This is a genomic window from Pandoraea sp. (genome assembly GCF_004297875.1).
Lineage (GTDB): Bacteria > Pseudomonadota > Gammaproteobacteria > Burkholderiales > Burkholderiaceae > Pandoraea.
Window position 1 is genome coordinate 24,586 of the sequence record NZ_SCSK01000013.1, and the last position, 15,274, is coordinate 39,859.

General features: G+C 63.5%; 13 protein-coding genes. 10 read left to right on the forward strand and 3 right to left on the reverse strand.

Features of this window, described 5'->3' with window-relative positions:
• Positions 1–93: 93 nt before the first annotated feature.
• The gene (locus EPN80_RS05545; RefSeq protein ID WP_293024622.1) at positions 94–1,002 is read right to left on the reverse strand and encodes a LysR family transcriptional regulator; all 909 of its coding nucleotides are present in this window, start codon (positions 1,000–1,002) and stop codon (positions 94–96) included.
• Between the two features lie 87 nt (positions 1,003–1,089).
• Between EPN80_RS05545 and EPN80_RS05550 the strand changes: the two genes are divergently transcribed.
• From EPN80_RS05550 to EPN80_RS05595, 10 genes are all read left to right on the forward strand, one after another.
• Positions 1,090–2,709: an ATP-dependent acyl-CoA ligase gene (locus tag EPN80_RS05550; RefSeq protein WP_293024624.1), complete on the forward strand. Its 1,620-nt coding sequence runs from the start codon at positions 1,090–1,092 to the stop codon at positions 2,707–2,709.
• Positions 2,710–2,910: 201 nt separating this feature from the next.
• Positions 2,911–4,167: an MFS transporter gene (locus EPN80_RS05555; protein WP_293024644.1), complete on the forward strand. Its 1,257-nt coding sequence runs from the start codon at positions 2,911–2,913 to the stop codon at positions 4,165–4,167.
• A 21-nt stretch (positions 4,168–4,188) separates the two neighbouring features.
• The gene (locus EPN80_RS05560; RefSeq protein WP_293024626.1) at positions 4,189–5,340 is read left to right on the forward strand and encodes a thiolase family protein; all 1,152 of its coding nucleotides are present in this window, start codon (positions 4,189–4,191) and stop codon (positions 5,338–5,340) included.
• Between the two features lie 3 nt (positions 5,341–5,343).
• Positions 5,344–5,652, forward strand: a complete 309-nt coding sequence (locus tag EPN80_RS05565; RefSeq protein ID WP_293024628.1) for a zinc ribbon domain-containing protein — start codon at positions 5,344–5,346, stop codon at positions 5,650–5,652.
• A gap of 29 nt (positions 5,653–5,681) precedes the next feature.
• A complete protein-coding gene (locus tag EPN80_RS05570) occupies positions 5,682–7,901 on the forward strand; it encodes an indolepyruvate ferredoxin oxidoreductase subunit alpha (protein ID WP_293024629.1) in 2,220 nt (739 codons plus the stop codon).
• The gene (locus tag EPN80_RS05575) at positions 7,891–9,402 is read left to right on the forward strand and encodes an indolepyruvate oxidoreductase subunit beta family protein (protein WP_293024631.1); all 1,512 of its coding nucleotides are present in this window, start codon (positions 7,891–7,893) and stop codon (positions 9,400–9,402) included. Before EPN80_RS05570 ends, EPN80_RS05575 begins: the two co-directional genes overlap by 11 nt.
• Before the next feature lie 67 nt (positions 9,403–9,469).
• The gene (locus tag EPN80_RS05580; RefSeq protein ID WP_293024633.1) at positions 9,470–10,249 is read left to right on the forward strand and encodes a cyclase family protein; all 780 of its coding nucleotides are present in this window, start codon (positions 9,470–9,472) and stop codon (positions 10,247–10,249) included.
• A gap of 318 nt (positions 10,250–10,567) precedes the next feature.
• Positions 10,568–11,314: a GntR family transcriptional regulator gene (locus EPN80_RS05585; RefSeq protein WP_293024635.1), complete on the forward strand. Its 747-nt coding sequence runs from the start codon at positions 10,568–10,570 to the stop codon at positions 11,312–11,314.
• Entirely contained in the window at positions 11,307–12,695 is a 1,389-nt protein-coding gene (locus EPN80_RS05590) for an MFS transporter (RefSeq protein ID WP_293024637.1), read from the forward strand. The genes EPN80_RS05585 and EPN80_RS05590 overlap by 8 nt, the downstream gene beginning before the upstream one ends.
• Positions 12,682–13,551, forward strand: a complete 870-nt coding sequence (locus tag EPN80_RS05595; protein ID WP_293024639.1) for an isocitrate lyase/PEP mutase family protein — start codon at positions 12,682–12,684, stop codon at positions 13,549–13,551. The genes EPN80_RS05590 and EPN80_RS05595 overlap by 14 nt, the downstream gene beginning before the upstream one ends.
• 32 nt (positions 13,552–13,583) lie before the next feature.
• Here the strand turns inward: EPN80_RS05595 and EPN80_RS05600 are convergent, their stop codons facing one another.
• Positions 13,584–14,276 (reverse strand): GntR family transcriptional regulator, encoded by a 693-nt coding sequence (locus EPN80_RS05600; RefSeq protein WP_293024641.1) that lies wholly within the window; start codon positions 14,274–14,276, stop codon positions 13,584–13,586.
• Positions 14,277–14,388: 112 nt separating this feature from the next.
• Complete coding sequence (locus EPN80_RS05605) at positions 14,389–15,153, reverse strand: amino acid permease (RefSeq protein WP_293024643.1); 765 nt, start codon at positions 15,151–15,153, stop codon at positions 14,389–14,391.
• Between the last annotated feature and the right edge of the window lie 121 nt (positions 15,154–15,274).

A 15,274-nucleotide genomic window follows, 5' to 3' on the forward strand; every position in this document is an offset into this window, starting at 1 on the left:
CGGCGACGCACCCATGGCCCGCCCGCGGGCCGGACGCTGGTTGAGTGAACCCGCGCTCCGGTCTCCGGGCGGGTTTTCTTTTGCCCGTGAGCCTCACGTCTCCCGCAGTGTTTCGATGATCTGCTCGCGCAGCCAGCGATTGCCTTCGTCGTTGTCGAAGCTCTCGTGCCAATGCACGGTGACTTCGACCTCGGGAATCGCCACCGGCAGCGGATAGACCGCAAATTGCCGGTGCTCGTTGAAATGGCGCGCCACGCGTCGGGGCAGGATGACCATCCAGTCCGTGCGTTGCAGAATCTGCGGAATCACAGTGAAATGCGGCACGCGCAGGGCGATCCGGCGATGCAGTCCGGCCGCGCGCAACGAATCGTCGATCGTGCGGTGGCTGCTCTCGCTCGAGCTGACCGCGATGTGCGAGAGCTCGAGAAAGCGTTGGGACGACAGGCTGCGTTGGGGCAAGCCGGCGCGCTTGCGCGTCATGCACACATAGTCCTCGTGAAACAGCAGGGCATAGCGGGTAACGGATTTGAGCGCCGGCAGGTTGCCCACGGCGAAATCGAGCTGCCCCAATCTGAGCGCTTCCTCGACCTTCGCCACCGGGGTCTGTTCGGCCTCGAGCCGCAATAGCGGCGCGACCTGCTGCAGCTTCTCGCACAGCGGCGGCAAAAAAACCTGCTCGCCGATGTCGGACATCGACAGGCGAAAAGTGCGCGTGCTGCTCCCCGCATCGAAATGCTCGGCGTGGCTTAATGCCTCGCGCACCGCGGCCAGGGCGCGTCCTACCGGCTGGGCGAGCTGTTCCGCCGTCGGTGTCGGCGTCATGCCGTTCGGTATCCTGACGAATAGCGGATCGTCGAACAGCGTCCGCAGGCGTCCCAGCGCATAACTGATGGCCGGCTGGGACAGCCCAAGACGGTAGCCCGCATGCGTCAGGCTGCGCTCCTCGAGGATCGCCTGGAACACGCGCAGCAGATTCAGATCGATTTTATTGAAATCAGCCATATTTATGATGAAGATAAAGTCCATGAATTTGACATATATATTACGCTAACCTAGACTCGGTCCCATCGATAGGAGGATATGGGGCGCATGGAAACCGTTGTCGAATCTCGCGATCAACCGCAGCGCCCTCGCGCGGCGAGCCTGACCATGCCCGCGCTGCTGGTGCAGCGGGCAGCCCGCAGCGGCACAGCGCCGCTATTCTCCGATCGCACGATACGCTGGAGCAGCCAGACGGCGCTGGACATCGCCCGGCGCCGTGCCGGTGCGCTGGCGGCGCATGGGGTCGGGCGGGGCGACCGCGTGGCGCTGCTGTGCTCAAACCGCGCCGAATTCATGGAAATCGTGCTTGGCTGCGGCTGGCTTGGCGCAGTCGTGGTGCCGATCAACACGGCCTCGCGCGGCATGCAGTTGTCGCATATCCTGCGCAACTCGGGCGCGCGACTGCTGGTTGCCGAAACGCATCTGCTCGAGGCAGTGGCCGCTCTCGAGGGCGCGGATCTGTCGCTCGAGAATACCTGGGTGATCGGCGAGCTGCCCGACGGCGGGCCATCGGCCATGCCGGCGGGAGACATGGTGCCGATGCCGCCGCTGGGCGAAGCGTTGGAGGCCGCCGAACTCGCCGACGGCGATCCGCTGGCGATTCTCTATACGTCCGGCACCTCGGGCCTGTCGAAAGGGGTGATCTGCCCGCACGCGCAGTTCTATTGGTGGGGGCATTACACGGCCGGCAACCTCGGCGTGGTCCCGGGCGACGTCCTCTACACTTGCCTGCCGCTGTTTCACACCAATGCGCTCAATAGCTTTTTCCAGGCGCTGATTTTCGATGCCGAACTGGTGGCCGACAGGCGCTTTTCCGCCAGCGGGTTCTTCAAGGCGCTGGTCGAGACAGGGGCCACGGTTACCTACGTACTGGGCGCGATGGTGCCGATCCTGCTTGGCCGTCCAGTTGAGCCGGCCGAGCGCGCGCACCGCGTGCGCATCGCGCTGGCGCCCGGCGTGCCGGGGCAATTCCAGCAGGAGTTCACGGCGCGCTGCGGTATTCACCTGCTCGATGGCTACGGCTCGACCGAGACCAACTTCGCGATTGGCGGCGGTATCGAAGCGCAGCGCCCCGGCTACATGGGGCAATTGGCGGCCGGCTTCGAGGCGCGCGTGGTCGACCCGGATGACCGGGAGGTGCCGGACGGCGAAGCGGGCGAACTGATCCTGCGCGCGGACCAGCCATTTGCATTCGCCAGCGGCTATTTCGGCATGCCCGACAAGACCGTCGAAGCGTGGCGCAATCTCTGGTTTCACACCGGCGACCGCGTGGTGCGCGATGCCGACGGCTATTACCGCTTCATCGACCGGCTCAAGGATGCCATCCGCCGGCGCGGCGAAAACATCTCGTCGTATGAAGTCGAGCAGGCGATTCTGAGTCATCCGGCGGTCGAGACCGTCGCGGTATTCGCGGTGAGTTCGTCGCTGGCCGAGGACGAGGTGATGGCGGCCGTCGTGCCGTGCGCGGGCGCGGTGCTCGAACCGCTCGAGCTGATTTTGTATTGCGAGCCTCGCCTGCCGTACTTCGCGATTCCGCGCTACCTGGATATTGTCGACGATCTGCCGAAGACCGAAAACGGAAAGATTCAGAAATACAAACTGCGTGAGCGCGGCGTGACTGACCAGACCTGGGACCTGGACGCCTCGGGTTACCGGCTCAAGCGCTAAGCGCGAACCATAACGACAACAATCGCGACAATCGACAGCGACACCGCCGCGACAACGCGGCGCAGGTTGGGCGGGCCGGACCGCGGCATGCGCGGCGTCGGCGACATAACCAAGGAGACTTGTATGGCAGACATCCCCGCAACGCATCATGCCGTGCCCAACGGTACCGCCGATTCGGCAACTGCGTTCGACCACAAGGCAATGCGCCGTATCGTCATCGCCTCGGTCGCGGGCAACGCGCTCGAATGGTATGACTTCTTCTTATACGGGACAGCGGCCGCGCTGGTGTTCGGCGAGCTCTTCTTCCCGAAAGGCACCGATCCGCTGATCGGCACCATGGTTGCCTTCGCCGGGTTTGCGATTGGGTTCGCCGCTCGTCCGTTCGGCGGCATTCTGTTCGGGCACATCGGCGATCGCTACGGTCGCCGGGGCGCGCTGGTCTGGACCCTGTCGATCATGGGGGCAGCCACCTTCCTGATCGGGCTGCTGCCGACCTACGCGCAAATCGGCCTGTGGGCGCCGACGCTGATGGTGGTGCTGCGCTTGCTGCAGGGCGTCGCCTCGGGCGGCGAATGGGGCGGCGGCGTACTGATGATCAGCGAGAGTGCGCCGCCGCAAAAACGAGGCTTCTATGCGTCATGGAGCCAGATCGGCGTGGGCGCCGGCTTTGTGCTGTCGGCGGCGGTGTTCTTCGCGGTGCAAGCGCTGCCCAGGGCGGAATTCATGTCTTGGGGCTGGCGCATTCCGTTTCTTGCCAGTGTGCTGATTTTCGGTGTGGGAGTCTACATCCGTTCGACGCTGCCCGAGAGCCAGGAGTTTGCCAAGGCTGCTGCGGCCGGGCGCCGCGCGCACATGCCGGTGCTTGAAGTGATCCGCCGTCATCCGAAGGAAATCCTCATGGCCATGGGGCTGCGCGTCGCGGAGAACGGCGGCTCGTATATCTTCCTGGCATTCTCGCTGGTCTACGGAAAATTCATCGGCATTCCCAGCCAGATCATGCTCGCTGGCGTGATGGGATCAATGTGTGTCGAGCTGTGCACGATGCTGCTGTGGGGACGGCTGTCCGACCGCATCGGCCGCAAGCCGGTGTATATGATCGGCGCGCTGGGCCTGGTGGTCATTGCGTTTCCTTTCTTCTGGCTGCTCGATACCAAGGCGCCGGTGCTGATCTGGCTGGCGCTGCTGTTTGCAAACCCGGTGTGCCATGGGGCGATGATCGGGACGCAACCCAGCCTGATGGGCGAACTGTTCAGCACCGAAGTGCGCTATTCGGGCATGGCGCTGGGACACGAAATTGCCTCGGTATTCGCCGGCGGCCTCTCGCCGCTGATTGCTACCGCACTGCTCGAACACTATCGCGCGGCCTGGCCAGTGGCGCTGCTGCTTATGGCGCTGGGAATGATCACCGTGATCTCGCTGCTGTTCACGCATGAAACGGCGCGTCGGCGCGCGCCGTAACTCGAACGAGGAAAGACCGTGATGTCGAACCATCTCGCAGGGGCGGTGCTGGCCGCGGGCGTCGAGGTGCCTTACCGGCGCCAGGCGCCGCAGGACAGCACCGGCGATTTGCTGGCGCAGGCATTCCAGCGCGCGCTCGCGCAGGCGGGCTTGGTGCCGCGCGATGTCGACGGACTCGGCGTGGCCTCGTTCACGCTGGCGCCCGATCATGCGATCGACCTCGCCTGGCGGCTCGGCATCAGTCCGCGCTGGTGCATGGACGATTGCCACGGCGGCGCCAGTGCGATCAACATGCTGCAGCATGCGATCCGTGCCGTGCAGCATGGCGATGCGTCGGTCATCGTGCTGGTCAGCGGCGACCGCTTCGAGCCGGCTGATTTCAAACGGCTCGTCGAGCATTACAACCTCACCACGCGCACCTATTTGCGCCCGCTGGAAAATGGCGGACCGAACAGCCTGTTCGCGATGCTCACGCAGCGCCATGCGCTCAAGCATGGCCTGACGCGTCGCGACTACGGCGCACTCTGCGTGGCGCAACGCGCCTGGGCGGCGGATAACCCCGGCGCCGTGTATCGCACGCCGATGACACTGGACGACTACCTGGCCGCCCCGATGGTGGCCGATCCATTGGGCCGCTTCGATTGCGTGCCGGTCGTGTGCGGCGCAAATGCGGTGGTCGTGGCGCGCGCCGAGCGGGTGCGCGGGCCGGCGGTGCACGTGCGCGCGCTGCAATGCCGCTACAACACCGATCATCAGGCCGGCGATGGATTGCAGACCGGACTGGCCGCGGTGGCCGATACGCTGTGGCAGCAAGCCGGCGCCGGGCCGCAGGCGATGGATGTGGTGTCCGTCTATGACGATTATCCGGTCATGGCGCTGGTGCAACTGGCCGATCTTGGCTTTGCTCCCGATGGGGACCTGCGCGGCCTGCTCGGGCGTATCGCCGCGCGTACGCTGGCGGTCAACACCTCGGGCGGTCAGCTCTCGGCCGGGCAGGCGGGGGCTGCCGGCGGCATGCATGGACTGGTCGAGGCGATCACGCAATTGCGCGGCGAAGCGGGCGCGCGCCAGGTCGCCGGCGCCCGTATGGCCGTGGTCAGCGGATACGGAATGGTCGAATACCGCCATGGTATGTGTGCAAACGCGGTGGTGCTTGAATCAGAGGGTGAGTGAGTCATGGAACTGATGGTTTTTCGCTGCAGGCAATGCGGCACAACGCTGTTCCCGTCGCGGTACCTGTGTCCGCAATGTGGCGCGGACCAATGGGCGGAAGTCCCGGCCGGACTCGGCACGATCGAGCAAGCGACGGTGGTGCGTCACCGGGTGGGGGTGCCGGGCGCGGGCGACGCGCACCTGGCAAGTGTCAGAACGTCTGCCGGGCCGATGGTGGTGGCCCGGCTCGACCAGGCGCTTCCACCGGGCGAGGTCGTCACGCTCACGCTCGATGATGCGATGCGCGTGCTCGCGCACCCCGCGCGCAGGTAGGTAATGCATTCAAGTCAAGGAGGTTGAGGGTGGCGGAAAAATCATTCAAAAAAGAAGTGCAGAAACTGCGCATGGGCGCGGGCGAGGAGTTTCGCGGCGAAGGGATTCTGGCGGTGACCAAAGCGCTGCTGCAGTCCGGCGTGTCTTACGTGGCCGGCTACCAGGGCGCGCCGATTTCGCATCTGATGGATGTGCTGTCGGACGCCAACGATATTCTCGAAGAGCTCGGCGTGCATTTCGAGAGCAGCGCCAGCGAGGCGACGGCGGCGGCGACGCTGGCCGCCTCGGTGAATTATCCGTTGCGTGGCGCGGTGACGTTCAAGGCCACGGTGGGTACCAACGTGGCCTCCGACGCGTTGGCCAACCTGGCGTCGGGCGGTGTCACCGGAGGCGCGCTGATCATCGTGGGCGAAGACTATGGCGAAGGCTCGAGCATCATGCAGGAGCGCTCGCACGCGTTCGCGATGAAATCCCAAATGTGGCTGCTCGATCCGCGCCCGAATTTGCCGTCGATCGTCAACGCGGTCGAGAAGGGGTTCGAACTGTCCGAGGCGAGCAATACGCCGGTCATGCTGCAATTGCGGATTCGCGCCTGCCACGTGCATGGCCGTTTCATGACCAAAGACAACGTGCGGCCCGGCTTCACGCTTAAAGACGCGATAGAGCACCCCGTGCGCGATGTCGGGCGCATCGTTTTGCCGCCGGCCAGCTTCGCGCACGAGCAGGAGAAAGTCGAAAAGCGCTGGCCCGCGGCGATCGATTTCATCAAGCGCGAAAAACTCAACGAGTTCCTGGGCGATGAAACGCGCGACATCGGCATCATCGTGCAAGGCGGCATGTACAACACGCTGATGCGCGCGCTGACACTGCTCGACTTGGCCGATGTGCATGGCCATACCGATTTGCCGATCTACGTGATGAATGTCGCCTATCCGGTGATTGACGACGAAGTGCGGCAATTCTGCGCCGGCAAGCGTGCCGTGCTGATGATCGAGGAAGGGCAGCCCGAATTCATCGAGCAGGCGCTCAACACCATTTTGCGGCAGAGCGATCTCCAGGCTCGCGTGCACGGCAAGGACATGCTGCCCAAAGCCGGCGAATATACGCCCACGGTGATGCTCAAGGGCTTGCTGAAATTCCTGCATCGCTATGAGCCGGGCCTGGCCGATGAGGATCGGCTGCCGGCCGGCGTGCGGGCGACAGTCGGCACGCGGCGCCCGGTTGCCGTGCCGGTGGTGGCCGCTGCGGCGCCCGCCGCCGATACCGTGCCCGTCGAGCCGCTCACGCCGCCCGAGCCCGAAGTGCATCCGCGACCGCCTTCGTTCTGCACCGGCTGCCCCGAGCGGCCGATCTTTACCGCGATGAAACTGGTCGAGCGCGAACTCGGGCCGCATCACGTCAGTTGCGATATCGGCTGTCACCTGTTCTCGATCTTGCCGCCGTTCAATATCGGCGCGACGACAATGGGCTACGGATTGGGCTGGGCGGGTTCGGCCGCCTTCAACACCAAGGAGACCGAGCGCCGCACGATCAGCATGATGGGCGACGGCGGCTTCTGGCATAACGGCCTGACCAGCGGCGTGGGCAATGCCGTATTCAATCGCAACGACAATGTGCTGGTGATCGTCGATAACGGTTACTCGGCCGCCACGGGCGGGCAGGATATTTTGTCGTCCAAGGCGGACAATGCGATTCGCTCGACCAAGAATCCGATCGAGACCGCGGTGCGCGGCGTGGGCGTGAAGTGGGTCAAGACCATTACCCGCACCTACAGCGTGGCGCAGATGCGCGACACGCTGCGCGAGGCGCTGACGACCAGGGAGCGCGGACCGAAAGTCATCGTGGCGCAGTCCGAATGCATGCTCAACAAACAGCGTCGCATCAAGCCGCTGATGAAGCGCCGGCTCAAGGAAGGCAAACGCGTGGTGCGCGAGCGCTTCGGCGTCGACGCCGATACCTGCACGGGCGATCACTCGTGCATTCGCCTGTCGGGGTGCCCATCGCTGTCGATCAAGGAAAATCCCGATCCGCTGCGCCAGGACCCGGTAGCCAGCGTGCTCGATAGCTGCGTTGGCTGCGGCCTGTGCGGTGAAGTCTCGCACGCGGCCGTCCTGTGCCCCTCGTTTTACCGCGCCGAGCTGGTGAGCAATCCCGGGTGGTGGGAGCGCTTATCGAAGCGTTTGGCGGACCGGCTGATCGAGGTCCTGCAGCGGCGCATCAAATCCCGGGAGGTGCGCTATGTCGCATGAGCGAACAGTCAGGCCGATCGGGATTGCGATTCTGGCCATGGGCGGCGAGGGCGGCGGTGTGCTGGCAGATTGGATCGTCGATCTGGCCGAGCACGCTGGCTTTATGGCGCAGTCGACCTCGGTGCCGGGCGTGGCGCAGCGTACCGGCGCGACGATTTATTACGTCGAATTCCATCCGGTGGCGACCGGGCCGAACGATCCTGAACCGGTGCTGGCGCTGGTGCCCGTGGCGGGCGATGTGGATGTCGTGCTCGCTTCCGAATTGATGGAAGCCGGCCGCGCCGTACAGCGCGGCCTGGTGAGCGCCGATCGGACTACGCTCATCGCGTCGACGCATCGGGTCTATTCGATGGCCGAAAAGACCGCGATGGGCGATGGCCGGGTCGATTCGCAGCGTTTCATCGAAGCCGGCAAGCAAGCCGCGCGGCGGTTCATCGCCAGCGATTTCGCGGTGCTTGCCGAGCGCAGCGGCAGCGTGATCAGCGCGGTGCTGTTCGGCGCGTTGGCGGGTGCCGGCGTGCTCCCATTCAAGCGCGCCGATTTCGAAGCGGCGATCGAACGCGGCGGAGTCGGGGTGGAGAGTAGCCTCAAGGCGTTCGAGGCCGGCTTTGCCGCGGCGGCGGCCGATGCCACGCCGACGGCGCCCGCCGCCGCGACCGCGGCGCTGCCGCCCGATGCGCGCTTGATGGCGCTCGAGGCGCGTATTCGTGCCGAGTTTCCCGCCGAAGTTCACCAAACGCTTTACCTGGGGGTGCGGCGGCTGGTCGATTACCAGGACGTTGCCTACGGCGGCGAATATCTCGATCGCCTCGCGGCGATTCGCGACTGCGATAGTGCGCCAGCCAAGTCGCTGCTGAATGAGACGGCGCGTCACCTCGCTTTGTGGATGTCGTATGAAGATACCGTGCGCGTGGCCGATCTGAAGATTCGCAGCGGCCGGTTTCAGCGCGTGCGCGAGGAGGTCAAGGCGAGTCGCGCCCAATTGCTGCATATCAATGAATTTCTGCACCCGCGCGTGGACGAAATCGCCGATACGCTACCTGCCGGCCTGGGCCGCTGGCTGATGCAGCCCGGCTGGGCACGTCGGCTGGTGGAGCGCATGACGCGCGAAGGACGCGTGGTGCGCACGTCATCCCTGTGGGGTTTTCTGCAGCTGTACCTGGTGGCGTCGATGCGTTGCCTGCGCCGCCGTTCGTTGCGGTATGCGCGTGAAATGGCGGCGTGCGATCGGTGGCTGGCGTCGATCACCGAACTGGCCGGGCAGGATTACGCGCTGGCCGTCGAGGTGGCGCAATGCCAGCGTCTGGTGAAAGGCTATGGCGATACGCATGCCCGCGGCATGCGCAGCTTTACCGCGATCGAAGCGGCCTTGCCGGCCTTGCGCCGTCATGGAGAAGCGGCGCAGCGCGTGCGCGCGCTGCGCGAGGCGGCGCTGGCCGACGACAGCGGCAAGCGCCTGGCCGATCTATTGGGGCAATGGCAGTTGCCGGCCATCGAGTAATACGCAGGTATGGCCTGGCGGCACCGGCCGCCAGGCCCGAAACTTTGGGAAGAGGAGATAGCGAGAGATGAGCAAGATACTGCAAGAGTTGGCGCAAGCGCTGCAAAGCCAGGCTGTTCGCATCGTCGATCTGAGTCAGACGCTGCACCAGCGGACCCCGATCATTCCGTTGCCGCCGCAATACGGTCAAAGTGCGCCGTTTCGTCTGGAGGAGATATCGAATTTCGACGAGCGTGGCCCGGCCTGGTACTGGAACAACATTTCATGCGGCGAGCACACCGGTACGCACTTCGATGCGCCGATTCATTGGATCACCGGCAAGGATTATCCGAACAACGCGACCGATACGATCGACGTACAGAAATTCATCGCGCCGGCCTGTGTCATCGACGTGTCGGCGGAGACCCGCGAGAACCCCGACTACCTGCTCACCGTCGAGCGTGTCGAACAGTGGGAGGCGCAACACGGTCGCATTCCCGCCGGCGCCTGGGTGCTGATGCGCACTGACTGGTCGCTGCGTACCGATCCCGACGCATTCCTCAACATCAGGGAAGACGGCGGCCATACCCCGGGCGGCCATCCCGATCTGCCGAATTTTCTGGCCAGGGAGCGCAACGTGATCGGCTGGGGCACCGAAGGGGTGGGTACCGACGCGGGCCAGGCCTATGCGTTTGCGCAGCCGTTTCCTTGTCATTCCAACATGCACGGCAACAATAAGTTTGGCTTGGCCAGCCTGGTCAACCTCGATAAGCTGCCGCCGACCGGTGCGCTGCTGGTCACGCCCCCGCTGAAAATCAAACGCGGTTCGGGCAGCCCTTGCCGCGTGCTGGCATTGGTCGAGGGGTAAGCCGACTCGCCACCGCAGCTTCTGTGTGGCCGGGCAGGCAATCCCGGTCACGCCCTGCGCCATCACTTCACGGATCTTCTGCCTGAGGGCGGGGCCACCTGGCGGTGGGCGACATCCAGTTCTCCTTTTTGCGCTGACCGGCCCGGTGCCCGGCTGGCGCAATTTTTCATCGAATCCACCCAAATCCGGCGATCGCTCCCGATCGGCATGCCTGGCGCGTCAGGGGAAACCCCTGGTCACGTAAAAAAGCATATTGCATACAATAACGATGTTTTTTTGAAAATGCCGCAAAAAAATAGCGGGAATTTTTTAAATTGTATGCAAGAAGCAATCTCGGATAAAACACCCAGCGCCGCACCGAAGTCCGCCGATCACGCCTATGCCGAGATCAAGCGCGCGATCGTCGATATGCGCTACCTGCCCGGCGAGAGCATGCGGGAAGAGGAGCTGGCGCGCAGCCTGGGGGTGAGCCGGACGCCGGTACGCGAGGCATTCCGCCGACTGGGCGCGGAAGGATGGCTTGAAATACGGCCCAACCAGGGCGCGCGGGTCAGGGTCTGGTCGGTGCGCGACGTCGAGGAAATTTTCGAAGCGCGTGCGCTAATCGAGCCTTATCTGGTGGGGTGCGCGGTCGCTCGCATCAGCGCGGAAGACGTCGAGGTGTTGCATCGCCTGGCCACGGAGATGCGCGCCATCGCCCATGCGATTGACGAGAGCGGCGCGCTGGAAAAATGGTTTGTCGCGAATCGAGCCTTTCACGAAATCCTGACTTCGGCATCGGGCAATACCCGGCTCAATCAAACGTTGAATTCGATGAAAGAAATTCCGCTCATCAAATGGACGTTCCGGAATTACACGGAAGAAGATCGCGAGCGCAGCGTGCAGCAGCACAGCGAAATCGTCGAAGCGATCAGGAGCGGCGATCGCGAGTGGGCCGAGTCCACCATGAAATCCCACATTCTTGCGGCGCGCCAATCGGTGCTGCAGAAATTGAAGGCCAATCAAGGCGCCGTGCCAGTGGAAAACAAACCGAAGACGGACAAGAGGAGACAACCCTATGCTTAATACCGTGAACGCGGGTGCCCGGCTGGATCGGCTACCGACGTCCGCATTCCATCGCCGGATTCTGTGGCTGATCGGCGGCGGCATGTTTCTCGATTCGTTCGACATTTATCTGGCCGGCGGCGTGCTTGGCGCGCTGGCGCGCAGCGGTTGGTCGAGCATGCAGCTGAACGCGGCGTTCCTGTCATCGACCTTTATCGGCATGCTCATCGGCGCACTGGTGGCCGGCACGCTGGGCGACATGAAGGGCCGCAAGTTTACCTATCAATTCAACCTGGCGATCTTCGGCCTTGCCTCACTCGCGGGCGCGGCCGCGCCGAGCATGACCTGGCTGATCGTGTGTCGTTTCTTCATGGGATTGGGGCTGGGAGCGGAAATCGTCGTCGGTTACGGTTCGATCGGCGAATTCATTCCACCACGGGTGCGTGGCCGCTGGTCGGCCTATTTGTCGCTGATTACCAATTCGGCGCTTTTTTTCTCGACCCTGCTCGGTTACCTGATCATTCCGACCGTTGGCTGGCGCGCGATGTTCGCGATCGTGGGCGTTGGCGCGCTGGTGATTTGGGTAGTGCGCAAAAAGATGCCGGAGTCGCCGCGCTGGCTCGAGTCCAAAGGGCGCTTTGACGAAGCGGAGCAGATCTTGGCCGGCATCGAAGCGGAAACAGCTGCAGGCCGCGCCTTGCCGCCGCTGGTGTCCCAATTGGTCGTCGACCAGCGCCGCACCACGGTGCTTTCCTTGTTCAAGCCGCCGTTGCTGCGCAAGACCTTGATAGCGATCTGCGTGCAGGTCGTGATCAATGTCGTGATTTACGGTTTCATCGTCTGGGTGCCGACGTTCCTCGTCAAACAGGGACTGAGCGTATCGTCGTCGCTGGGCTATGCCACGCTCATGTCGTTCGGCGGCCCGGCCGGCGCGTTTCTCGGCGTGCTGCTGGCCGACCGGATAGGGCGCAAGAACGGTCTCATCGTGGTGGCGCTGATCGCCGCCGTGGTGGGCTGGCTGTATGGCCACTCGTCATCGGTGGGCGTCGCGACGCTGCTGGGTTTCCTGCTGTTTACGTTGACGTACCTGATGGTCGCGCTGGGCATTGCAACCTATTTGCCTGAGCTTTTCCCGACCGAGAATCGCATGCGCGGCAACGGCATTGCAGGGGCGGCCGGACGTATCGCCGGCATTCTGGCTCCGCAGATTGTCGTGGTCATGTACGCGATGGGCGGCGTTGGCGACGTCCTCGCGGTCATCGCTGGCGCGCTGCTGGTGATGGTGGTGGTCTTGACCCTGTTCGGCGTCGAAACCAATCAGCTATCGCTCGAAGAGATCGCCGTCCAGGACAATCAACTCAGCAACTCCAACAAGAACCTTCAATACCATGACCCAAACTAATGCGTTGACGCTCAAACAAAAGCTCGCGGGCGACAGGATTCTGGTCGCCCCGGGCGTGTTCGACATGATCTCGGTGCGCCTGGCCGACCAGATGGACTTCGATTGCCTGTACATGACCGGCTTCGGTACGGTCGCCTCCTACCTGGGCGAGCCCGATGCCGGGCTGGCGACCTACACTGACATGCTCAATCGTGTCAGCGCGTTTTGCGGCGGCAGCCGCACGCCGATGATTTGCGATGGCGATACTGGCTACGGGGGGTTGCTCAACGTCGCTCATACGGTCAGAGGCTACGAGCGCGCCGGCGCCGCCGGAATTCAGCTCGAGGACCAGGAATTCCCGAAGAAATGCGGCCATACACCGGGCCGCCGCGTGATCGCCGTGCAAGATATGCTGAACAAGATCAAGGTCGCCAAGGAGGCGCGCGCGAGCAATGATTTCCTGATCGTAGCGCGCACCGATGCGCGCACCAGCCTGGGTCTTGACGAGGCATTGCGCCGCGCCGAGCAATATGCCAAGGCAGGCGCGGACGTATTGTTCGTCGAATCGCCGGAAAGCGAGAAGGAACTGGAGATCATCGGCAAGACCTTCGATATCCCGCTGCTGGTCAATATCGTGGAGGGCGGACGCACGCCGCAATTGACGCCGGCCGAATTGCAGCAACTGGGCTTCTCCATTGCGATTTACCCGGCCTCGGGATTCCTGGCTGTGGCTCAGGCACTGGAAAAAGTATACGGCGACATCAAGGCACGCAAGGGCACGCGCGATTCGCAACAGCCACTGTACTCATTTGCGAAGATGTGCCAATTGCTGGGCTTTGAAGCGGTTTGGGAATTCGACCGGCGACACGCCGAATAACGCTGCCTGATGTCACACCGCGCGGCATCGCGCTAGTCCTGTCCGTTGAGCAGCGCGAAATAGCGCTGCTCGGCGCTCAGGATGAACTCGAGCATGGCGCTTTTGATCTGTTTCGCGTCGCGTTCGATGAAACCCTCGAGCAATGCGCGCATGCCATCGACGACGATTTTCTGTGTGGCCGGGTTGCTCAGCGTGCCCAGCCGAACCTGCTGCGCGTGGTCGGCAAAGCGCTGAATGGTTGCCTTCAGCCGTGCGTTCTGCACCGCGCCGAGCCAGACGTCGCGAAATTCGATATTCGCCTCGATCATCAGCGCGCTGTCCCCCTTGTCATAAGCCTTGCGCGCCTTTTGATAGGCGCGCTTGAGAGCAGCTTCCTGTTTGTCGGTCAAGGCGGCGGCGGCGCCGGCTGCCGCGCTTGGTTCGAGCAGACGCCGGACTTCGAAGATTTCATGCACATCCTCGGTGGTCAGCGTGGGCATGACAAAGCCGCGCGTGGTGCCGACCAGATAGCCTTCATTGACCAGGCGCAGCAGTGCCTGACGCACGGGCATGCGCGTGCAGTTGAATTCGTCGGCGATCTCATAGTCGAGCAGGCGGTCTTTCGGGCCGACTTCGCCGCGCTGCAGGCGCGCGCGAATCTCGACGAAGATCGTCTCGGTCAGCGTGGTCTGTTTGAGCGCGGTGCGGCGCGGGAGCTTGACGACTTTGGATTCGGCGCTAGCCATGACGTGTGGTCCGTGGGAATGTGTATTCTGAATTCATGCTAAGAGGCGGGCCCGGCTTCGTCAAGCCGGGCAAAAATGGGCTCGGGCGGCCATCATGGCCGCCCGTCGTGCATTATGCCGATGCACTGCCAATTGCCGCTTGCGACAGGCGTTTGCGATACAGGAAATAGACGGCCGAGACTGCCAGCAGCCAGGGCACGCCGACGATCCACGAGATGTCCCAGAACTCGGTGTCGAGCCCCATGGTGATCAGGATTGCCGCCAGCAGCGCGATACCGGTGATCTGCGCGACTGGAAAGAACGGCATGCGCACCGGTAGCTTGCGGCCCTGCCATGCTTGGCGAAAGCGCAGGTGTGTGACGAGAATCATGATCCACACGAAGATGCCGCCAAACAGCGCGATGCCGAACAGATAGTTGTAGGCCAACGGACTGAAGAACGAAATCGATGCGGCGATCAGAATCCCGACGCCGGAAATCAGCGTGGCCACCAGTGGCGTGCCGTTGTTCGACAGGCGTCCGAGCCAGCCTGGCGCATAGCCGCCGCGTGCCAGCGAGAACAGCGTGCGCGATGAAAGGTACAGGTTGGTATTCATGCTCGACAGCGCCGCGGTGATCACCACGAAATTCATGATGCCGGCGGCATGGGCGATCCCGGCGTGCGCGAACAGCTTCACGAACGGGCTCTGCTGGACGACCTTGGCGCCGGCCTCGGTCCAGGGCAGGTACGCCACCATGATGCCCAGCGCCAGCAGGTAGAACAGCGTCAGGCGCAACACCATCGAGCGCAGCGCGTGAGGAATGGCACGCGAGGGATCCTTTGCCTCGCCCGAGGTAACCGCCACGATCTCGACGCCATAGAAGGAAAAGATCGCCATCAGGAGCAATCGTCAAGAGTGGTGTATGCGGGTCGGTCGACATGATCAGGCGGCCAGCGCTTGAGGAGCCGGTGTGCTTTCAATCACCGGCGTTCCGTCCTCGAAGGGAATGCCCTTCAGA